Source organism: Streptomyces sp. NPDC001617 (assembly GCF_053596855.1).
Genome location: NZ_JBSFHA010000091.1, coordinates 22,365 through 42,980, shown reverse-complemented (window position 1 = coordinate 42,980; position 20,616 = coordinate 22,365). Strand labels below are relative to the sequence as shown.

At 70.0% G+C, this 20,616-nt stretch carries 20 protein-coding genes; 9 read left to right on the top strand and 11 right to left on the bottom strand.

The window, feature by feature from the left end; genetic code table 11:
- Nucleotides 1-664: 664 nt before the first annotated feature.
- The 3 genes from ACWC09_RS43105 to ACWC09_RS43095 form a co-directional block, all read right to left on the bottom strand.
- Nucleotides 665-1,855, bottom strand: a complete 1,191-nt coding sequence (locus tag ACWC09_RS43105; protein ID WP_450856593.1) for an ABC transporter substrate-binding protein — start codon at nt 1,853-1,855, stop codon at nt 665-667.
- Nucleotides 1,856-1,951: 96 nt separating this feature from the next.
- Nucleotides 1,952-3,394 (bottom strand): sensor histidine kinase, encoded by a 1,443-nt coding sequence (locus ACWC09_RS43100; protein ID WP_450856592.1) that lies wholly within the window; start codon nt 3,392-3,394, stop codon nt 1,952-1,954.
- Complete coding sequence (locus tag ACWC09_RS43095) at nt 3,391-4,047, bottom strand: response regulator transcription factor (RefSeq protein WP_450856591.1); 657 nt, start codon at nt 4,045-4,047, stop codon at nt 3,391-3,393. The genes ACWC09_RS43100 and ACWC09_RS43095 overlap by 4 nt, the downstream gene beginning before the upstream one ends.
- Before the next feature lie 120 nt (nt 4,048-4,167).
- On the opposite strand from ACWC09_RS43095, the gene ACWC09_RS43090 reads away from it, so the two are divergent.
- Complete coding sequence (locus ACWC09_RS43090) at nt 4,168-4,704, top strand: hypothetical protein (protein ID WP_450856590.1); 537 nt, start codon at nt 4,168-4,170, stop codon at nt 4,702-4,704.
- A gap of 99 nt (nt 4,705-4,803) precedes the next feature.
- On the opposite strand, the gene ACWC09_RS43085 is transcribed toward ACWC09_RS43090, so the two are convergent.
- Nucleotides 4,804-6,243 (bottom strand): gamma-aminobutyraldehyde dehydrogenase, encoded by a 1,440-nt coding sequence (locus ACWC09_RS43085; protein WP_450856589.1) that lies wholly within the window; start codon nt 6,241-6,243, stop codon nt 4,804-4,806.
- Nucleotides 6,244-6,419: 176 nt separating this feature from the next.
- Here ACWC09_RS43085 and ACWC09_RS43080 point away from each other — a divergent pair, with 176 nt between their 5' ends.
- The 7 genes from ACWC09_RS43080 to ACWC09_RS43050 all read left to right on the top strand — a co-directional run bounded on the left by ACWC09_RS43080 (nt 6,420) and on the right by ACWC09_RS43050 (nt 13,134).
- Entirely contained in the window at nt 6,420-6,938 is a 519-nt protein-coding gene (locus tag ACWC09_RS43080) for an Lrp/AsnC family transcriptional regulator (RefSeq protein WP_450856588.1), read from the top strand.
- Nucleotides 6,939-6,940: 2 nt separating this feature from the next.
- Nucleotides 6,941-8,305, top strand: a complete 1,365-nt coding sequence (locus ACWC09_RS43075; RefSeq protein WP_450856586.1) for an aspartate aminotransferase family protein — start codon at nt 6,941-6,943, stop codon at nt 8,303-8,305.
- A 191-nt stretch (nt 8,306-8,496) separates the two neighbouring features.
- Entirely contained in the window at nt 8,497-9,240 is a 744-nt protein-coding gene (locus ACWC09_RS43070) for an ABC transporter ATP-binding protein (RefSeq protein WP_450856584.1), read from the top strand.
- On the top strand, nt 9,222-10,592 hold the full coding sequence (locus ACWC09_RS43065) for a hypothetical protein (RefSeq protein WP_450856582.1): 1,371 nt from the start codon (nt 9,222-9,224) through the stop codon (nt 10,590-10,592). The genes ACWC09_RS43070 and ACWC09_RS43065 overlap by 19 nt, the downstream gene beginning before the upstream one ends.
- A 118-nt stretch (nt 10,593-10,710) precedes the next feature.
- A complete protein-coding gene (locus ACWC09_RS43060) occupies nt 10,711-11,118 on the top strand; it encodes a VOC family protein (protein WP_450856580.1) in 408 nt (135 codons plus the stop codon).
- 37 nt (nt 11,119-11,155) lie between these two features.
- Nucleotides 11,156-12,277 (top strand): LOG family protein, encoded by a 1,122-nt coding sequence (locus ACWC09_RS43055; RefSeq protein ID WP_450856578.1) that lies wholly within the window; start codon nt 11,156-11,158, stop codon nt 12,275-12,277.
- Between the two features lie 161 nt (nt 12,278-12,438).
- Nucleotides 12,439-13,134 carry an LAETG motif-containing sortase-dependent surface protein gene (locus ACWC09_RS43050; RefSeq protein WP_450856577.1) on the top strand — a complete coding sequence of 232 codons (696 nt, stop codon included), beginning with the start codon at nt 12,439-12,441 and terminating at the stop codon, nt 13,132-13,134.
- A gap of 62 nt (nt 13,135-13,196) precedes the next feature.
- Here the strand turns inward: ACWC09_RS43050 and ACWC09_RS43045 are convergent, their stop codons facing one another.
- The 6 genes from ACWC09_RS43045 to ACWC09_RS43020 all read right to left on the bottom strand — a co-directional run bounded on the left by ACWC09_RS43045 (nt 13,197) and on the right by ACWC09_RS43020 (nt 19,675).
- Nucleotides 13,197-13,994, bottom strand: a complete 798-nt coding sequence (locus tag ACWC09_RS43045; protein WP_450856576.1) for a maleylpyruvate isomerase family mycothiol-dependent enzyme — start codon at nt 13,992-13,994, stop codon at nt 13,197-13,199.
- 25 nt (nt 13,995-14,019) lie between these two features.
- Nucleotides 14,020-15,039: an ABC transporter ATP-binding protein gene (locus ACWC09_RS43040; RefSeq protein ID WP_450856575.1), complete on the bottom strand. Its 1,020-nt coding sequence runs from the start codon at nt 15,037-15,039 to the stop codon at nt 14,020-14,022.
- On the bottom strand, nt 15,040-16,641 hold the full coding sequence (locus ACWC09_RS43035; protein WP_450856597.1) for an ABC transporter permease: 1,602 nt from the start codon (nt 16,639-16,641) through the stop codon (nt 15,040-15,042).
- A 38-nt stretch (nt 16,642-16,679) separates the two neighbouring features.
- A complete protein-coding gene (locus ACWC09_RS43030; protein WP_450856574.1) occupies nt 16,680-17,759 on the bottom strand; it encodes a thiamine ABC transporter substrate-binding protein in 1,080 nt (359 codons plus the stop codon).
- 126 nt (nt 17,760-17,885) lie between these two features.
- The gene (gene rlmN, locus ACWC09_RS43025) at nt 17,886-18,992 is read right to left on the bottom strand and encodes a 23S rRNA (adenine(2503)-C(2))-methyltransferase RlmN (RefSeq protein WP_450856573.1); all 1,107 of its coding nucleotides are present in this window, start codon (nt 18,990-18,992) and stop codon (nt 17,886-17,888) included.
- A 26-nt stretch (nt 18,993-19,018) separates the two neighbouring features.
- Nucleotides 19,019-19,675 (bottom strand): hypothetical protein, encoded by a 657-nt coding sequence (locus ACWC09_RS43020; RefSeq protein ID WP_450856572.1) that lies wholly within the window; start codon nt 19,673-19,675, stop codon nt 19,019-19,021.
- Nucleotides 19,676-19,712: 37 nt separating this feature from the next.
- Here ACWC09_RS43020 and ACWC09_RS43015 point away from each other — a divergent pair, with 37 nt between their 5' ends.
- A complete protein-coding gene (locus ACWC09_RS43015) occupies nt 19,713-20,129 on the top strand; it encodes a hypothetical protein (RefSeq protein WP_450856571.1) in 417 nt (138 codons plus the stop codon).
- Between the two features lie 4 nt (nt 20,130-20,133).
- Here ACWC09_RS43015 and ACWC09_RS43010 read toward each other — a convergent pair whose 3' ends face one another.
- A complete protein-coding gene (locus tag ACWC09_RS43010) occupies nt 20,134-20,583 on the bottom strand; it encodes an SRPBCC family protein (protein ID WP_450856570.1) in 450 nt (149 codons plus the stop codon).
- Between the last annotated feature and the right edge of the window lie 33 nt (nt 20,584-20,616).

The window sequence follows — 20,616 nt, the reverse complement described above, 5'->3', positions numbered from 1 at the left end:
ACCGGCCGCACCTGATCACAGGCTGCCTGCCGACCACCGGCCTGGACCTTCAGGGCCTGATCGAGACACCGGACATCACGGATTCAACCTGAGTACCTGCATCTCCACGAGTCGGGCTGTCGCGGTCGGGGGTTGCCCGCTGCAACAGCCAGTCGGAACAGGCGTTCGGCTCCATGCAGGTCCCCGGCTGCTTCACGGATGGCGGCGATTCGGATCAAGGCGAATCGGTGGCCGGCCTCGATGGCCTGTTGCGCGAGTCTTTCGACGTCCTCTTGCGCGCCGGCTGCCTCTCGCATCTCTGCGAGACGGACTAGGGCGAAGGACTGTCCAGCGCGCGCTGCCCGCCGGGCGAGTTGCTCGGCTTCTTCATGGTGGCCCGCCACTTCCCGCTCAGCGGCGAGCCGGGCCAGCGCACTGGCGTTTCCTACCAGGCCCGCGCGTTGGCAAAGGCGTTGTGCTTCCCTGCGGGCTGCTGGTCCGCCGGCTTCGCGTATTGCGGCAAGCCGTACGTGTCGGCGGCGGCTGAATCCTGACCCGGTGTGGCGCTTGGGTTCCAACTAGCGTGTCACGGCTCAGTGCAGCGACGTCGCTCAGTTTCCAGCTGTGCCAACTATCTTGCTTATGTGCCAACTAAAATGCTTGGTCCCAGCGACCCGTCTTCCGGTCACAGCCCCACGATCTTGTTCCACCTCTTCGCGAACTCCACCCGCTCCTTCGACGTGATGTCCCGGGCGATCACCAGCCGCTTGCGCATCGCGGCGTCCGGGAAGATCAGCGGGTTCTCGGCGAGGGCGGCCGTGTCCTTGTCCTTCGAGGAGGCGAGGACGTCCTGGGCGGCCGGGACGGGGCAGACGTAGTTCACCCAGGCGGCGAGTTCGGCGGCGACCTCGGGCTCGTAGTAGTAGTCGACGAGCCGCTCGGCGTTGCGCTTGTGCAGGGCGCGGTCCGGGACCATCAGGGAGTCCGACCACAGCTCCGCGCCCTCCTCGGGGACGAGGAAGCGGATGTCCGGGTTGTCGGCCTGCAGCTGGATGACGTCGCCGGAGTACGCCTGACAGGCCAGAACGTCTCCGGTGACCAGGTCCTTGGTGTAGTCGTTGCCGGTGAAGCGGCGGATCTGGCCGTTGTTCACGTACTTCTCGACCTGGTCGCACACCGTGTCGAAGTCGGCGGCCGTCCACTTGGTGATGTCGACGCCGTTGCCCTGCATCAGCAGCGCGAACGCCTCGTCCAGCCCGGACAGGAGGGTCACCCGGCCCTTGAGGTCCTTCGCCCACAGGTCGGAGACATGACGGATCTCCCGCCCCAGCTTCTTCCGGTTGTACGCGATCCCGGTGATGCCCGACTGCCACGGCACCGTGTACCTGCGGCCGGGGTCGAAGGCCGGTGAACGCAGCTGCGGATCAAGGTACTTGGCCACGTTCGACTGCTTGGCCCGGTCCATCTTCTGGGCCCACCCCAGCCGCACGAACCGCGCGCACATCCAGTCGCTCATGACGATCAGGTCGCGCCCGGTCTGCTGGTGGTTCATCAGCGCCGGGCTGATCTTGCCGAAGAACTCGTCGTTGTCGTTGATCTCCTCGGTGTACTTGACGGAGATCCCCGTGCGCTTCTCGAACGCCTCCAGCGTCGGCCGACTGTTCGGATTGTCGTCGCCGGTGTCGATGTACAGGGGCCAGTTCGCCCAGGTCAGCCGCTTGTCACTGGCGGACAGATCGGCGACGGCCCGCTCACCGGGCCGCACATACGCGGCGGGCACCCCGCAGCCGGCCAGTCCGCCGAGTACCGCGGCCCCGCCCAGCGCGCGCAGCAGGGCCCGACGGGACGGCGAGGGGTTCTTCGGTGTGAGGGACATTGACGCAGCATGCCGCCCCTGACTGTGGACGGACAACCGACGCAGCGTCGAGTGGGACCGCGCGGGCCGGACAGGTTGTCGATCAGAGCCGGTCGATCAGAGGCGCGGGGGCGGGGAGAGCGGGGGCTGGGAGATACCGGGCGGGGGCTGGGAGATATCGGGCGCGGGCAGGGAGACGCCAACCGGGGGTAGGGAGACGCCGGTTGCGGGCAGGGAGACCCCAACCGGGGGTAGGGAGACACCGGCCGCGGGCAGGGAGACCTCCACCGCCAGCCCGCCCGTCGGCCGTGTCAGCGCCCGCACCCGCCCTCCGTGCGCGGCGACCACGGCCGCGACGATGGACAGACCGAGGCCCAGCCCGTCCCGCTTGCGGACGCGATCCGGGCCGAGCCGACGGAAGGGCTGGAAGAGCCCCGCGGCCTGATCCGCCGCAATCACCGGCCCACTGTTCTCGATCCGCAGCCCGGGCCGCCCCGCCGCGTCCACGCCCGTCCACACGCTCACCCAACCGCCCTCCCCCGCAGGGAGGTTGCGCCGTACGGCGTTCTCGCTCAGGTTCACCACCAGCCGCTCGACGAGCTGCGGATCGCCGAACACGACCGCGGGCTCCAACCGGGCTTCCACCCGCCACCCGACGGCCTGCTCCCCGATGTCCAGTTCCTCGTGGTCCCGCTCCCCGGTGCCAGAACCCCCGACACCCCGCTCCGCACCCTCCCGCTCCCCGATGCCAGAACCCCCGACACCCCGCTCCCCGGCGTCCCGGCACCCACCGCCCCGCCCCCTTCCCCCCGGCAGCCGCTCCCGCACGATCGCTGCCAGATCCACCAACTCGCGTCGCTCCAGTCCCCGTTGGCTCCGGGCCAGGGTCAACAGCGCGTCGATCAGCCGCTCCTGCTCCTGCCCGGCCGCCCGCACGCGCAACAGGGCTGCTCTCAGGTCCTGTCGGGACGCGGTCGGGTCGGCCAGCGTGACGTCCACGATGGTCTGCTGAAGCGTGAGCGGGGTCCGCAGCTCGTGCGACGCGTTGGCGACGAACTGCTTCTGGGCCTCGAACGCCCCCTCCAGCCGAGCCAGTACGTCGTCGAAGGTGTCGGCCATCGCCTTCAACTCGTCGTGGGGCCCGGACACCGCGAGCCGTTCGTGCAGGTTGTCGGCGGAGATACGGCGGGCGGTACCGGTCATCACCCGCACCGGCGCCAGCACCCGCCCGGCCATCAGCCAGCCGAGCGCGACGGACGCCAGCGCCATCACGGCGAGCGCGACGGCGGCGTAGACGAGCAGTTCGTGCAGCTGGTCCCGGCGGATGACCTCGGCGACGGCGCGGATGGTCGCCGGACTGGTCGGCGTGGCGCCCTCGTCGGGCCGACCGGGCCCCTCGACCGAGGTGAGGGAGTGCCCGCCCGCGACGGAGCTCGCGGCGAGGAAGTAGACGACCCCCAGCAGCACCGCGCCGGCCACCACGAACAGGGCGCTGTACAGGAGGGTGAGCCGCCACCGGATGCTGCGCGGGAACAGCCGTACGGCCCCGTGCCCTGTCATCGGATCCGGTACCCGGCCCGGTCCACCGTCTCGATCAACGGCGGCTCCCCCAGCTTCCGCCGCAGCCGGCTCACCGTGACCTTCACGGTCTGGCTGAACGGATCCGCGGCCTCGTCCCATGCCCGCTCCAACAGCTCCTCGGTCGACACAACGACCCCTTGCGCACCGAGCAGAAGCTCCAGCACCGCGAACTCCTTGGGACTGAGCGGCAGTTGGGACCCGTCCCGCAGGGCCTCCCGCCGCGCCGGGTCCAGCCGCAGCTCGCCCCGGACCAGAACCGGCGGCAACGCGGGCTGCGCACGCCGCGCCAACGCCCGTATACGAGCGACGAGTTCGGCGAAGGCGAAGGGCTTGGCCACATAGTCGTCGGCCCCCAGACCCAGCCCCGCGACCCGATCGGCCACGGTTCCCGAAGCGGTCAGCATCAGCACCCGCGCCCGACTGCCACCGGCGGCCAGCCGCCGACACACCTGGTCCCCGTGCACACCGGGCAGATCCCGGTCCAGCACGACGACGTCGTATCCATTGACCTCGGCGCGCTCCAGGGCGGTCGGCCCGTCAAGGGCGAGATCGACGGCCATCCCCTCCCGGCGCAGCCCTGCGGCCACGGTCTCGGCGAGCTCTTCGTGGTCCTCGACCACCAGCACACGCATGGCTTCCAGTGTGGAGGCCGACCGGTTACACGCACATAAGACCGACCGTTCCGCTGCTGTAACCGCCGTCCGAGTTGCCTGGACGTCGTCAGCGAAAGCGCGTCACCACAGGAGGTACCCATGCGTGCTCTGGCAAGCCGGCCGAAGCGGATCGCCCTCGGCATCGCCGTCCTCACGGCCGCCGCCCTCGGCACGGTCAGCGCGTCGGCGGCCCAGGCATCCGGCCCGTCGACCGCGAAGCCGCATCACACCGCCGCGCCCAGGTCCCTCAAGCCGGGAGGCTTCGCCGTGGCCTACCAGCCGACCTCGAACGCCCCGGACGACCTCAACTCCGCGAACGACGACTTCGCCGGCTGCATGCGCGACCAGGGCCAGACGGTCTTCCCGCGCTTCCACGCCGCGAAGGACAAGGAGGGCCACGTCCGCCTGCGGGTGAGGATCACCGGCGCCGGGTTCGACCCGACATCGGGCGGCTACCAGAAGGCCCTCAAGGAGTGCGGCCCGATCCTCGAGAAGACCGGCATCACCTTCCCCGAGCCCGGCCACCCCTTCCCGACGCCCGACCCGGCCAAGGGCCCGGGCGAGGGCGGCTCCACCCGCATCGACCCGGGCAGGCCCGGCGACCCTGGCCTGACGACCGGCCTCAAGCAGGCCTAGCCACAACGTCCCTACGGGGCGCGGGGCTGTGTCGATGTGCGGCTACCGCCGCGTGCGCTCGACCAGCCCCCACGCCCCCGCAGGCGCCATACAACCGGTCTACGCGTCCAGAGACGTCATCACGTGCTTGATCCGCGTGTAGTCGTCAAACCCGTACGCGGACAGGTCCTTGCCATACCCGGACTTCTTGAAGCCACCGTGCGGCATCTCCGCCACCAACGGAATGTGCGTGTTGATCCACACACACCCGAAGTCCAGCTTCTTCGACATCCGCATCGCACGCCCGTGATCCTTGGTCCACACCGAGGAGGCGAGGGCGTACTCCACACCGTTCGCCCACTCCACCGCCTGCTCCTCGTCGGAGAAGGACTGCACGGTGATGACCGGCCCGAAGACCTCGTTCTGGATGATCTCGTCGTCCTGCTGCAGCCCGGACACCACGGTCGCCGCGTAGAAGTACCCCTTCTCCCCGACCTGGTGCCCACCGGCCTCCACCTTGGCGTGCGCGGGCAGCCGCTCGATGAACCCGGAGACCTGCTTCAGCTGGTTCGGGTTGTTGAGCGGCCCGTACAGCACGTCCTCGTCATCCGGCTGCCCGGTCTTCGTCTCGGCCGCCGCCTTCGCCAGCGCCGCCACGAACTCGTCGTGGATGGACGACTGCACCAGCACCCGGGTGGCCGCCGTACAGTCCTGCCCGGCGTTGAAGAACCCCGCCACGGAGATGTCCTCGACGGCCTTGGCGATGTCGGTGTCCTCGAACACGACGACCGGCGCCTTGCCACCCAGCTCCAGGTGAACCCTCTTCAGGTCCTTGGACGCGGACTCGGCCACCGACATGCCCGCCCGCACGGACCCGGTGATGGAGGCCATCGCCGGCGTCGGGTGCTCGACCATCAGCCGCCCGGTGTCACGATCACCGGTGATGACGTTGAAGACACCCTTGGGCAGGACCGATCCGATGATGTCGGCGATCAGGACGGTCGACGCGGGCGTGGTGTCCGACGGCTTCAGCACCACCGTGTTGCCCGCCGCGATGGCCGGCGCGAACTTCCATACGGCCATCATCATCGGGTAGTTCCACGGCGCCACCTGCGCGCACACACCCACCGGCTCACGGCGGACGATCGACGTCATCCCGTCCATGTACTCGCCGGCGGAGCGTCCCTCCAGCATCCGCGCCGCGCCCGCGAAGAAGCGGATCTGGTCGACCATCGGCGGGATCTCCTCGGACCGTGTCAGCCCGATCGGCTTGCCCGTGTTCTCGACCTCCGCCGCGATCAGTTCCTCGGCCCGCTCCTCGAACGCGTCGGCGATCTTCAGCAGGGCCTTCTGCCGCTCGGCCGGGGTGGTGTCGCGCCAGGCCGGGAAGGCCGCGGCGGCGGCCGCCATCGCGGCGTCGACGTCCGCCTGTCCGGACAGCGGCGCGGTCGCGTACGCCTCGCCCGTCGCGGGGTTGACCACGTCCGTGGTCCGTCCGTCGGCGGCGTCCCGGAACTCACCGTCGATGTAGTTGCGCAGACGACGCAGCTCGGTGCTCACTGCCGGCCCTCCAAGTTCGAGTGGATCCAACGTGTCCATTGGCTGAGACACCCACACTAATCCGAGAGCCCACGTTTTCAACACCCCCGCTCGCCGGATGGCTGCGAAATCCGCAGGTCTCGCTCACGTAAACAACGAATTTCATCGGTCACTGCTTGCGGAACTGTCGAGACGTCGTGCACAGTGAGGTCGTGGCCAGTCGAAGCGCAGAGCAAAGGGACTCGTCCCGCGAGTCCAGGAACGGCACTCCCCATCTGGATGCCGTCTCCCTCGCCATCATCGAACAGCTCCAGGAGGACGGCCGCCGGCCGTACGCCGCCATCGGCAAGGCCGTCGGCCTCTCCGAGGCTGCCGTGCGCCAGCGCGTCCAGAAGCTGCTCGACCAGGGCGTGATGCAGATCGTCGCCGTCACGGACCCGCTCACCGTGGGCTTCCGTCGGCAGGCGATGGTCGGGATCAACGTCGAGGGCGATGTCGAGTCGATCGCCGAGGCGCTGACTGACATGTCGGAAGTCGAGTACGTGGTGATGACCGCGGGCTCGTTCGACATCCTCGCGGAGATCGTCTGCGAGGACGACGACCACCTGCTGGACGTCATCAACAAACGCATCCGGTCACTGCCCGGCGTGCGCTCCACCGAGAGCTTCGTCTACCTCAAGCTCAAGAAGCAGACCTACATGTGGGGAACCCGATAACCGTGAGCCAGAAGGACCTCAGCAAGACCGCGTACGACCACCTGTGGATGCACTTCACCCGCATGTCCTCGTACGAGAACTCCCCCGTCCCGACCATCGTCCGGGGCGAGGGCACCTACATATACGACGACAAGGGCAAGCGCTACCTCGACGGTCTCGCCGGTCTGTTCGTGGTCCAGGCCGGTCACGGCCGCACGGAACTCGCCGAGACCGCCTTCAAGCAGGCCCAGGAGCTGGCGTTCTTCCCGGTCTGGTCCTACGCCCACCCGAAGGCCGTGGAGCTGGCGGAGCGCCTCGCCGACCACGCGCCGGGCGACCTGAACAAGGTCTTCTTCACCACCGGCGGCGGCGAGGCCGTCGAGACCGCCTGGAAGCTCGCCAAGCAGTACTTCAAGCTGGTCGGCAAGCCCACCAAGTACAAGGTCATCTCCCGCGCGGTCGCCTACCACGGCACCCCGCAGGGCGCCTTGTCGATCACCGGCCTGCCGGCCCTGAAGGCCCCCTTCGAGCCGCTGGTCCCCGGCGCCCACAAGGTCCCGAACACCAACATCTACCGCGCCCCGATCCACGGCGACGACCCCGAGGCCTTCGGTCGCTGGGCCGCCGACCAGATCGAGCAGCAGATCCTCTTCGAGGGCCCGGACACGGTCGCCGCGGTCTTCCTGGAGCCGGTCCAGAACGCGGGCGGCTGCTTCCCGCCCCCGCCCGGCTACTTCCAGCGCGTCCGCGAGATCTGCGACCAGTACGACGTGCTCCTGGTCTCCGACGAGGTCATCTGCGCCTTCGGCCGCCTGGGCACGATGTTCGCCTGCGACAAGTTCGGCTACGTCCCGGACATGATCACCTGCGCCAAGGGCATGACGTCCGGCTACTCCCCCATCGGCGCGTGCATCATCAGCGACCGGCTGGCCGAGCCGTTCTACAAGGGCGACAACACCTTCCTGCACGGCTACACCTTCGGCGGCCACCCGGTCTCCGCGGCGGTCGGCCTCGCCAACCTCGACCTGTTCGAGCGCGAGGGCCTCAACCAGCACGTCCTCGACAACGAGGGCGCGTTCCTGTCGACCCTCCAGAAGCTGCACGACCTGCCGATCGTCGGCGACGTCCGCGGGAACGGCTTCTTCTACGGCATCGAGCTCGTGAAGGACAAGGCCACCAAGCAGTCCTTCAACGACGAGGAGACCGAGCGCGTCCTCTACGGCTTCCTCTCCAAGGCCCTCTTCGAGAACGGCCTGTACTGCCGTGCCGACGACCGCGGCGACCCGGTCGTCCAGCTCGCCCCGCCGCTGATCTCCAACCAGGAGACCTTCGACGAGATCGAGCAGATCCTGCGCGCGACCCTCACGGAGGCGTGGGCGAAGCTCTGATGAGCTGACCCTGTGATCAACAACGGCCCCGGTGCCGCCCGTTCGAGTGAGAAACGGGCGACCGGGGCCGTGTGCTGTCCGGCCTCGGGGCGATGCCTGCCTAGCGTGCGAGTGACTGATCGGCCCTGTCTTCGTTCCCCCGCACGGGGGATTGGCACGGCAATGACGGATCTGACTCGAGGTGTACGCCCATGGTGGCCCCGCCGGACAACGACGTGCTCTGGGCACGCACCCTGCACTTCCAGCACCGCGATGGCTCGCCCGCGCTCAGCGGCGTCTCGATCGGCGTCCAGGAGGGCGAGATCCTCGCCGTCAGCGGCCCGCGCGGCAGCGGCAAGACGACGTTGCTGCGCTGTCTCTCCGGCCTGGTTCCGGCCCAGCGGGGCGAGGTCTGGTTCAACAGCGTGCCGGTCCACACGATGGGCCCGCTCACCCGGGAACGCCTGCGCCGCGACCGCTTCGGCTGGATCGACCCGGCACCGGTCCTGGTCCCCGAGCTGAACGCCTGGGAGAACGCCGCCCTCCCCCTGATGCTCCGCGGCACCAGCCGCCGGCGCTCGAAGACGGCGGCCCTGGAGTGGCTGGAGCGCCTGGACATCGGCGACCGCTCCCGCAAACGCCCGCACGAACTGACCCAGGCGGAACGCCAGCGCGTGTCGATCGCGCGAGCCCTGGCCCCGGCCCCGGCGATCCTGTTCGCCGACGAGCCGACGGCCCCCCTCCACCGCGCGGACCGCGCCCATGTGCTGAGGACATTGACGACCGCGGCCCGCTCCCACGGCATCACGGTGGTCCTGGCGACGCACGACGCGGAGACGGCCGCGCTGGCGGACCGCACGGTGTCGTTGCTCGACGGCCGTCGGGTCAACACCGTCCACCTCCCCCCGGTCACGGAGCCGGAAGGCCAGGGGGCCACGTGCTCGCTCTCCGTCTGACCCGCGGCTCCGACCCGGCCGTCCACCTCCGCCGCCTCCTGGTGGCGGTCGCGTCGGCGGGCACGGGCTTCCTCCTCCTGTGCACCCTCGGCTACGCGCTGAACCACCCCGACTCCCCCTCGGCCTCCCTCCTCCGCCTGGCCTGGTGCCTGACCCCCCTGGCAGCCACGGTCCACTTCGCCGTGGCGGTGGCCCGGACAGACCCCGCCACCAAACCCCGCCCCGGCCTCTCGGCAGTCGGCCTGGGCCCGGGCCGCCTCATGACCATCGCGGCCACGACAACGGCCCTCTCCAGCACCCTCGGCTCCCTGCTGGCCCTCCTCGTCTTCCTCCACCTCCGAGGCGATCTGACAGGCATGCCCTTCGACGGCACGGCCTCCGACTTCCTCGCCTCGGACAAGGACCTGCCCTTGCCGGCGGCCCTGACACTGCTGGCCCTCGTCCCGGCGATCGCGTCGGTCACGGTGGCGCTGGTGCTACGGCCACGGGATGCGCGGCCGGTCTCAACGAAGAGCACAGGACGCTCGTACGGCCGCTTCGGCACGTACGGCAGGCCGGGGGCCCCACGGGAGACGTTCGGCGCCTACGGCCGCTTCGGCGCGCGCCTTCGTCAGGCCACCCAGTCCGCGGGCAGTCGTGGCGCCGGGGCGGCTCCCGGCCCCAGGACAGGCGGCACCCCGCCGGCGCGGGCAAGCGACTCCCACCCCCCGGCCGCAACCGACGGCACCCCGCAGACAACGGACACCACAGCCAACCCCCCAGCCCCCCGCAAACCCCCCGCCGGCCTCCCCTGGGGCATCGCCACCCTCACCGCAGGCCTGGCCGTGGAGGCCTACGCCAGCCGCGCCCTCCCCGCCGACCTCTCCACCACCCCCGCCCTCCTCCTGGGCCTCACCCTCACCACCCTCGGCCTGGCCCTCACCGCCCCCGCCCTCACCCACTTCACCGGCCGTCTCCTCCAGTCCGCCCGCCCCGGCGCCCTACGCCTCCTCGCCGGCCGCGTCCTCATGGAAGAAGCCACCCGCATCGGCCGCCCCCTCGGCATCGTCTGCGCGGTCGCCTCCGCCGCCTACGCCATGACCACCCTCTACACCCCCACCGAACCCGCCTTCGGCCCCCTCACCACCCTGGGCACGCTCCTGGTCACCGGCTGCACCATCGCCACCCTTCTCACCGCCGCCGTGGAAGCGAGACAGGCCCGCGCCGACACCACGGCCGCCCTGCTCCGCCTGGGCGCCCCGGCGACCATGCTCCGCAGCGCCGCAGCCCTCCGTGCCGGCGCCCTCCTGGCCCTCTTCACCCCGCTCACCCTGCTGGTGGCCGAGCTGGCCGCTCTCCCGCTGGCCCGCTGAGACCCGCACGAAGAACACGGAGAAAAAAATCCGCGACCGCCGATGAGTTCCGCACCACGCCCCGGTCTACCCACCGAACACCACGGACCCCGAACGGCCCCGATGGGAGAGACCCCGCATGTACCAGCAGATGATCTTCGTGAACCTGGCCACCAACGACGTCGACGCGTCGAAGAAGTTCTTCACGGAGCTCGGCTACACGATCAACCCGCAGTTCAGCACGGACGACTGCGCCTGCGTCGTGATCAGCGACACCATCGTGGCGATGCTGCTGAGCAAGCAGCGCTACGCCGACTTCACCAAGAAGGAGATCGCGGACTCGACGCGGACCAGCGAAGTGCTGCTCTGTCTGAGCGCCGAGAGCCGCGAGAAGGTCGACGATTTGGTCGGCAAGGCCATCGCAGCGGGTGGCACGGGCAACGACGACGTCCAGGACCACGACTACATGTACGGCCGTTCCTTCGACGATCTCGACGGCCACTCCTGGGAGGTCGTGTGGATGGACCCGGCGGCGGTCCAGGGCTGAGCCAGGGCCGTACCCCCGTGATGCCTAGCATGGGCCCGTGCAGACGAGCCCGGCCCATGCGGCCCACCACGACGAACGCGAGATCGAGACGCTCGAGGACTTCGACGCGACCGTCTCGGCTCGCGGCACTCTCGCCGGTTACCGCGTACAGGCCGTCGATCTGACGGACCGTACGAAGGAGTTGCTCACCACCGACACCGCGGGAGCCGTCTTCCTCGGCTGCCCGATGCGGCCGGACGCCGAGGCGAAGATCAGGTCCGCCGGCGCCCTGGTCTTCCCGCCGGTCCCGTATCTCCCCTTCGACCCGTACCGCGGGCACCTCTACACACCCGACGACCTGTTCGCCTCCCTCGACAAGGGGTACGAGGAGACACCGGACGCCCTCGCCTACGCCTGGTTCCAGCAGACCAAGGCCGACGGCGACATATTCGCGTCGACCCTGCGTGCCGTGCACGACGACTCCATCTCGGACGCGCTGGACGAACTCCTGCGCGGGGCGCGGGTGGTGGGCGTCATGGGCGGTCATGCGATGGCGCGCGGGACGGAGGCGTACGCGGGGGCGGCGCGCCTGGGGCGCGAGCTGAGCCGCACCGGGTTCACCGTGGCGACGGGCGGCGGGCCGGGCGCGATGGAGGCGGCCAACCTCGGCGCGTACACGGCGCCGTACGACGACCCGATGCTCGACGAGGCCTGCCGACTCCTCGCCGAGGCACCCTCCTTCAAGCCCTCGATCACCGACTGGGCGCGGGCCGCGTTCGAGGTACGTTCCCGTTGGCCGAAGGGCAACCACTCGATCGGCATCCCGACGTGGTTCTACGGCCACGAGCCGCCGAACCCCTTCGCCTCGCACATCGCCAAGTACTTCGCCAACGCCACCCGCGAGGACGGTCTGTTGGCCCGCTCCAACGCGGGTGTGGTGTTCCTGCCGGGCGCGGCCGGCACCGTACAGGAGATCTTCGACAACGCGACGCCCAACTACTACGAGTCGCGCGGCGAACCGACGCCCATGGTCCTGGTCGACCGGGAACACTGGACGGAGCGGCTGCCGGCCTGGCCCCTCTTGCAGTCACTCGCCCGGGAACGCTCAATGGAGTCCCGTATCGCCCTTGTTGACCGGATCGAGGAGGCTCCGGAGGCGTTGAAACGTATCTGCAGTTAATAAGCGGGTAAAGCCAACGCTCAAGGGGGGCCTACGGATTGACACTACTTATGGAACGCTTATAGATCTGTGAGTCTCCTGGGGAACGTGAAGCTTCACCTCTTCGTCGCCTCACCTTCCTGCCGACCCCCCGCAGTTGTGCCATCCCTTGAAGGGCAAACGTGTCCATAACTCGCCGTACCGCACGACGTTCCGTGCAGATCCTGGGTGTCGCCGGCGCCTCCGTCGCGCTCGCCGTGAGCGCTGCCGGCTCTGCGCTGGCCTGCAACATCAGTGAGTTCTCCGCCGAAGCCAAGTGCGACGGCAGCAAGGGCGTCATCACCGTCACCGACAAGGACGCCTCGGGTACGCCCGCGACCATCACCGTGTTCCTCGAGAGCAACGGCGCCGACGCGAAGCAGATCGGTGAGCAGGATGTCACCGGTTCGCGGGAGGGTGTCACCATCACCTTCGACGAGGACTGGGCGCCCAACGCCGAGTACCGCGTCCACGTCTCGGCCGGCAAGAGCGACCGCAAGATCGTCGACAAGGACATCACGCCGAACCTGACGACCCCGTCCGAGGGCTGCTCCAAGGACGAGTCGACCCCGTCGGCCACCCCGTCGCCGTCGGAGTCCGCCTCGACCCCGGCCGAGGACACCCCGACCCCGTCGGCGTCGGCATCGGAGAGCAGCTCCGCTCCGGCGGACACCTCGTCCAACGCCGCGTCCCCGGCGGCCGGTGAGTCCAACCTCGCCGAGACCGGTGCGAGCTCCAACACCGGCATGATCGCCGGTATCGCCGGCGCGCTGGTCGTCGTGGGCGGCGGCGCCGTCTACTTCGGCATGCGCCGTCGCGGGGCGAACAGCAGCCGCTGACGCCTCACTTCGCACCACGCTGTGGCCCGTCCCCGTATCCCCGGGGGACGGGCCACGGTCGTTCAGAAGGACGCCCGTTCCAGCCAGAACTCCAGCAGCTCCCGGTCGCCGAGGATCTCCAACTCCGGGCTGTCCAGGGGTAGTCGGCGGTAGAAGGCGAGGAGGACGGGGGTGAGCGGGCCACGCAGGGCGACGTCCGCCTTCTCGTGACCTCGGCGCCAGGAGACGCCGTCCCCGGTGAGCTCGATGACCCACTCGGCGTTCAACTCGGGGGTGCCGTCAGTGGCATGGAGGTGGATGCCGCGGCCGGGTCCGCGCAGCTCCTGCAGAGCCTCCTCGTGCGGCTCCGCCCGCTGGGACCACTCCACGATCTGCAGCCACTCGTCGATCGCGTCGGCGGCCACCTCGGGCGCGACCTCGTACGGCAGCCCGGCGGCCAGTGTGGCGTCCGCGCGGTGGACGGTGATCTCGTGCGCCATTCGGCGGGCCCAGAAGCCGGACGTGTGGATCCCGGACCAGGACCACACCTTGGCGTCGGGCCCGGCCTCGCGCAGCGCGCCCACCACCAGCTCCCCGGCCTCCGCCAGCCAGGCGTCGAGCGCGGCGGCGTCCCCCGGGGTCTCTGGGCCGTCGCCCCGCGGTACCTGTTCGTCGGGGACGTTCTCCTGCGCCCGTGTCCGTACCAGCGTCCCCGACCAGCGCAGGGCGCCGCCCGTGTGCAGGACGAGCTGTTCCAGGGTCCAGTCCGGGCAGGTGGGGACGGTCGCGTACAGATCGGCGCCGCTGGTCACCACCGCCCTCAACCGCTCGACCTGGAGGGCGATTTCATCGCAGTACCGATCATGTGCGAGTAGCGTCATGTCCCTCACCCTAGGGAAGCGCCCCTCAGCCGAGCACCACGATTTCGGCCGCGTCGAACTCCACCCCGACCGTCTCCCCGACCTCCGGCGCCTCCCGCAGCGCGCACGCCGCCTCCAGCCGCGGCGCCTCCTCCGGCTGCAGTCGTACGGCGACATGGGTGCCCTTGAACGTGCGCGCGGCGACCGTGCAGCGCAGGCCCTCGTCGGCCGCCACGAGCCGTACGCCGGCGGGCCGCACGAGAAGCGTCCGGGGCCCCTGGGGGGCGTTCTCGGGCACCGGCACCTTGCCCCACGGAGTGTCCGCGGCCTCGCCCGTCACCGTCCCCTCGACCACGTTGTCGAAGCCGAGGAACCGGGCCACGAACGCGTCCGCGGGACGCTGCCAGACCTCAAGGGGCGTACCGGACTGGGCGATCCGCCCGTCCCGCATCACCACGACCCGGTCGGCCAACGCGAAGGCCTCGCCCTGGTCGTGCGTCACGGCGAGCACGGTGGTGCCCAACCGCCCGAAGAGTTCACGGAGTTCGACGACCAGCCGCTCGCGCAGCGAACGGTCGAGCTGCCCGAGCGGCTCGTCCAGCATCAGCAGGCGGGGGTGGGGCGCGAGCGCCCGGGCGAGCGCCACCCGCTGCTGCTCCCCGCCGGAGAGCGACGCGACGGCCCGGCGGGCGGCGCCCGGGAGACCGACCAGCTCCAGCAACTCCCGTACGCGCTCCGCCTGTTGGTCCTTCGAGGCACCGTGCATCCGCAGCCCGAACGCGACATTGCCGCCCACGTCCCGCTGCGGGAACAGCTGATGGTCCTGGAACATCAGCCCGATCCCCCGCTTGTGCGCGGGCGTCCCCTCCTGGTCCCGCCCGTCGAGCAGCACCCGCCCGGAGTCGAGGACCTGCAGCCCCGCCACGGCCCGCAGCAGTGTCGACTTGCCGCTGCCGCTCGGCCCGAGCACGCACACCACCTCGTGCTCGGCGACCTCCAGGCCGACGGCGTCGAGCACGGCCCGCCCGCCGAAGCGGACCGTGGCGTCCTCCAGACTCAGCAGCATCTAGAACTCCCCGGTCCGGTCGGTATGGAGCCGCTCAAGGACCAGCAGCGCCACCGCGCACACCACCATCAGAATCGTCGAAAGGGCCATCGCCTGGCCGTAGTTGAGATCGCCGGGGCGCCCGAGCAGCCGTGCCACCGCGACCGGCAGGGTCGGGTTGTCGGGCCGCGCGATGAACACGGTCGCCCCGAACTCCCCCAGCGACACGGCGAAGGCGAACCCGGCCGCGACCAGCAGCGCCCGCCGCACCATCGGCAGATCGACCTCCCGCCACACCCGCCACGGCGACGCCCCGAGCACGGCGGCCGCCTCGCGCAGACGGGCGTCCACGGCCCGCAGGACGGGCAGCATGGTCCGTACGACGAAGGGGACCCCCACCAGCGCCTGCGCGAGCGGCACCAGGATCCAGGAGGACCTCAGGTCCAGCGGCGGCTCGTCCAGCGCGATCAGGAAGCCGAAGCCGACCGTCACCGCGGAGACGCCCAGCGGCAGCATCAACAGGGCGTCGAAGCCACGGACCAGCCGGCCGGCGTCCCTGCGCGCGAGGGCCGCGGCGGCCAGTCCGCCGATCACCACCGCGATGGCGGTGGCGGCGAGGGCGTACTGGAGCGAGTTGCCGATCGCCTGGATCGGCGGGACGAGGAAGGTGCCGGAGGTGTCCTTCGTGAGCGCCCGGTAGTAGCCGAGGTCGGGGGTGTCCAGGGACCGTTGGACCAGCACGGCCAGCGGCAGCACGAGGAGGACGGCGATCGTGGCGAGGACGCCGGCGAGCAGCGCCCACTGCCCGGCCCCGCGCGGCCGGCGGGCCGTGACACCGGCGTCCACCAGGCGCAGGGCGGTCTCCCGCCGCCGTACCGTCCACGCGTGCACGGCGAGGATCGCGCCCACGGCCACGAACTGGACGATCGTGAGCACGGCGGCCGTGGAGAGGTCGAAGATCTCGGAGGTCTGCCGGTAGATCTCGACCTCGAGGGTGGAGAAGGTCGGTCCGCCGAGGATCTGGACGACACCGAAGGAGGTGAAGGTGAACAGGAAGACCATCAGCGCGGCGGCGGCCACCGCGGGCGCCAGCGCGGGCAGCGTGACCCTGCGCCAGGCACTCAGCGGCGACGCGCCCAGCATCCGCGCCGCCTCCTCCTGGCGGGGGTCCAGTTGGGCCCACAGGCCGCCCACCGTCCGTACGACGACGGCGTAGTTGAAGAAGACGTGCGCCAGCAGGATGGCCCACACGGTCGTGTCCAGCCGTACGCCCCACCACTCGTCGAGCAGCCCGCCGCGCCCGACGAGGGCGAGGAACGCCGTACCGACGACGACGGTCGGCAGCACGAACGGGACGGTGACCACGGCCCGCAGCACCTGTCTGCCCGGAAAGTCGAAGCGCGCGAAGACGTACGCCCCCGGGAGCGCGACCAGCAGCGTCAGCGCGGTGGAGGCGAGCGCCTGCCAGGTGGTGAACCACAGGACGTGCCGGATGTCGGACTGCGCGACGACGTCCAGCAGCCGTCCGAACCGCCAGGCCCCGTCCACCTTCAGTCCGCGCGCCACGATCGCGGCTACGGGCCAGGCGAAGAACACCGCGAAGAACGCGACGGGCACGGCCAGGAGCCCGAGCCGCGCCGCGTTCCCGCGCCGGTCGGCAGTTACCTCAGTACGAGTGACGTCCACGACTTGACCCACTGGTCACGGTCGGCGGCGATCTTCGTCGGCGCCATGGTCTCGGGGGCCTTGGCGGCGGGACCGTACTCGGTGAACTCCTTGGGCACGCTCGCCCCGTCCACCACCGGGTAGACGAACATGTTCAGCGGCATGTCCTCCTGGAACTCCTTGCTCACCAGGAAGTCGATGAAGGCCTTGCCGCCCTTGGCGTTCTTGGCGTTGCTCAGCAGCCCCGCGTACTCGATCTGCCGGAAGCAGGTCCCGTACGACACTCCGGTCGGCGCGGTCTTCGGGCGTGGGTCGGCGAAGACGACCTCGGCGGGCGGGGAGGAGGCGTAGGAGACGACGAGCGGTCGGTCGGCCTTGGCCTTCTTGCCGCCGGCCGAGCCCGAGAACTCCTCGTTGTAGGCCTGCTCCCAGCCGTCGACGACCTTGACGCCGTTGGCCTTGAGCTTCTTCCAGTAGTCCTGCCAGCCGTCGTCGCCGTACTTGGCCGCCGTGCCGAGCAGGAAGCCGAGGCCGGGCGAGGAGGTGGAGGCGTTCTCGGTGACGAGGAGGTTCTTGTAGGCGGGCTTGAGCAGATCGTCGAACGACTGGGGCGGGGTCAGCTTGTGCTTGCTGAAGTAGGCCTTGTCGTAGTTGACGCAGATGTCGCCGTAGTCGATGGGGGTGACCCGGTGCTTGTCCTGGTCGACCCGATACGGCGACTGGACGCGGTCCGCGCCCTTGGCCTCGTAGGACTGGAAGAGTCCGTTGTCGAGGGCCCGCGAGAGGAGGGTGTTGTCGACGCCGAAGAAGACGTCGCCCTGGGGGTTGTCCTTGGTGAGGATGGCCTTGTTGACGGCCTGTCCGGCGTCGCCGCCCTTGAGGACCCTGACCTTGTAGCCGGACTGCTTCTCGAAGTCCGCGAGGACGGTCTTCGAGACGGCCCACGAGTCATGGCTGACGAGGGTGACGGTCTTGGAGCCGGCGGACGAACCGCTGCCGCCGGACCCCGACCCGCACGCGGACAGCGTGACGAGACCGAGGCCGACGAGGACAGCCGCATACTTCCTGGTGTTCACGGTGATGACCGAACTTCCTACCCAGAATGACCTGGGCGAGGTTCAGAGGGTCTGCGGCCCGATCGCCGCACTCTCAGCGCTGTTGCGCTCCCCTGTCGGATATGAAGATGTACGTACCGGGACAGGCTACCGCTCGGTGGCGGCCAGCTGTCCACACGCCCCGTCGATCTCCTGGCCACGGGTGTCCCGGACGGTCACCGGCACGCCGTGCGCCGCGATGGCCTCGACGAACGCCTTCTCGTCCTCGGGCCGGGAGGCGGTCCACTTCGAGCCGGGGGTCGGGTTCAGCGGGATGAGATTGACGTGCACGGGCTTGCCGCGCAGCAGCCGCCCGAGCCGGTCCCCGCGCCACGCCTGATCGTTGATGTCGCGAATGAGCGCGTACTCGATCGACAGCCGCCGCCCGCTCTTCTCCACGTACTCGAACCCGGCGTCGAGGACCTCGCGCACCTTCCACCGCGTGTTCACGGGGACGAGGGTGTCGCGCAGCTCGTCGTCGGGGGCGTGGAGCGAGATGGCGAGCCGGCACTTGAAGCCCTCGTCGGCGAACCGGTGGATGGCCGGGACGAGTCCGACGGTGGAGACGGTGATGCCGCGCTGCGACAGCCCGAGCCCGTCCGGCGCGGGATCGGTGAGGGCCCGCACCGCGCCGACGACCCGCTTGTAGTTGGCGAGCGGCTCGCCCATCCCCATGAAGACGATGTTGGAAAGCCGGGCGGGCCCGCCCGGCACTTCCCCGTCCCGCAGAGCCCGCATCCCGTCCACGATCTGATGCACGATCTCCGCGGTGGACAGGTTCCTGTCCAGCCCCGCCTGCCCGGTGGCGCAGAACGGGCAGTTCATCCCGCATCCCGCCTGCGAGCTGATGCACATGGTCACCCGGTCCGGGTACCGCATCAGCACGGACTCGACGAGGGTCCCGTCGAACAGCCGCCACAGCGTCTTCCGCGTCGTCCCCTGGTCGGTCGACAGATGCCGTACGACGGTCATCAGCTCGGGAAGCAGCGCCTCCTGCAGTCTGGGGCGCGCCGCGGCCGGAATGTCGGTCCACTCCGCCGGGTCGTGCGCGTACCGCGCGAAGTAGTGCTGCGAGAGCTGCTTGGCGCGAAACGGCTTCTCGCCGATCTCGGCCACCGCGTCCTTGCGCTCGGCAGGCGTGAGGTCGGCAAGGTGCCGCGGCGGCTTCTTGGCTCCGCGGGGGGCGACGAAAGTGAGTTCTCCGGGCTTAGGCATGGCGGTACCAGTGTCGCAGATCGCCGCTAATGCCATTCCCAGTAGTGGGTGCGCACCGCCGCCTCACCGGTACCGGGGGCCTCTTCGGTGGTGAACGCCGTCGAAGGGAGGCCCGGGACCGTCGCGGCGACCGTGTGCAGGGTGTAGCGCGTCGGCAGGCCGGGGTAGGACGGTGAGTCCAGCTGCTCGACGGTCATGGAGAGCGGTTCGGCGGCGACGGTGACGTCCAGCGCGTCCACACGAAGCTCCTCGACCAGGCAGCGCAGCGCCGCCGCGACCGGGGTCTCCCCGGAGAGCAGCTTCTCCGAGGGCCGCACGTTCCGCTCCCGCACGGTTCCGTCGGCCATCAGCTGACGCACCTCGGTCAGCCGTCGGCCGCCCGTCTCGATCAGCACACTGACGACTGCCACCTCCCGCATCGGCGGGTCCGGGGACAGCCGGGTCTCGCCGGCCGCGATCTCGTTCCACAGGCTCCGGACCGACTTGGTGCCGTCGCGGCCCCACGTCTCACAGCGAATCCCGTGCGCCGTCAGCCATGTCCGCAGATCCTCCACGCAGGCCAGGTCCTCGCCCAAGCGACCGCACCACCCCTCCTCACGGGTCGTGGTGTAGCCCTCTACACCACCGATCGGGGTGAAGGTTCCCTCGTGGCGGCCGGCGTACGCCGGGATCGTGGACGGCACACAGCGCCACCAACGCCTTCCAGGAGGGGACCATCCCATGGCCGCCAACCGCCGCCGTCGTCGCCGTATCGCCACCGTCGCCACCACCGCGGCAGCCGTCGCGCTGACCGCCGGGCTCGTCACCGGGTGCGACCCCGGCGACGTCGACAACTCGCTGGACTGCGTACGGAACTACGACACGATCACGGACAGCCTGAAGGCGATCCACGAGGCCGGGCTGGACGCGGCGCGCGACCCCTCGCGGACCGACGAGGCCATCGACACCATCGAGAAGAACCTCGACACGATCGGCAACCAGCAGAAGGGGTCGGACAACAGCAAGGTCGACAAGGCCGTGAAGGACCTCGACCGGGCCGTGACCGACTACAACAAGGCCGTCCTGAACGGGGAGAACCCGGACTCCACGAAGATCGACAAGGCGGCCGACGAGCTGAAGGACGTCTGCACCTCGTGAGCCGCTAGGCCGCCCCGTGCTCCAGCTTGTCCTTGAGCAGCTGCTCGTTGCGCGGCAGCTCCTTGCGGACCTGGGAGCGCACGACGAGGGGCAGCAGGACCTTGCCGAGGCCGTGTCCCTCGAAGTCGAGCTCCATGGTCACGCGGGCGCGGCGACCTTCGTCGATCGGCTCGACCTCGCCGTGGAAGTTGCCCCTGATAGGGCCGTCGATGCCCCGCACACTCCAGCTGTGCGGCGGGTCGTACTCGGTGTACTCCATGGTCATCGGGATCTCGCGGCGCCCGACGCGCCGGGTGACCCGGACCTTGGAGCCGGTGTGGAGCGGGCCCTCGTCGAGCCGCTCCGCGGAGACCGCGCTCAGCTGCCATTCCGGCAGGTGGGAGGGGTCGATCACATAGGCGTAGACGTCGTCCGCGGGGCAGTCGACGTCGATCGATTCTCGGATGGCTGACATGGTGTGACCCCCTTGGAGGGTTTACACCGGAAT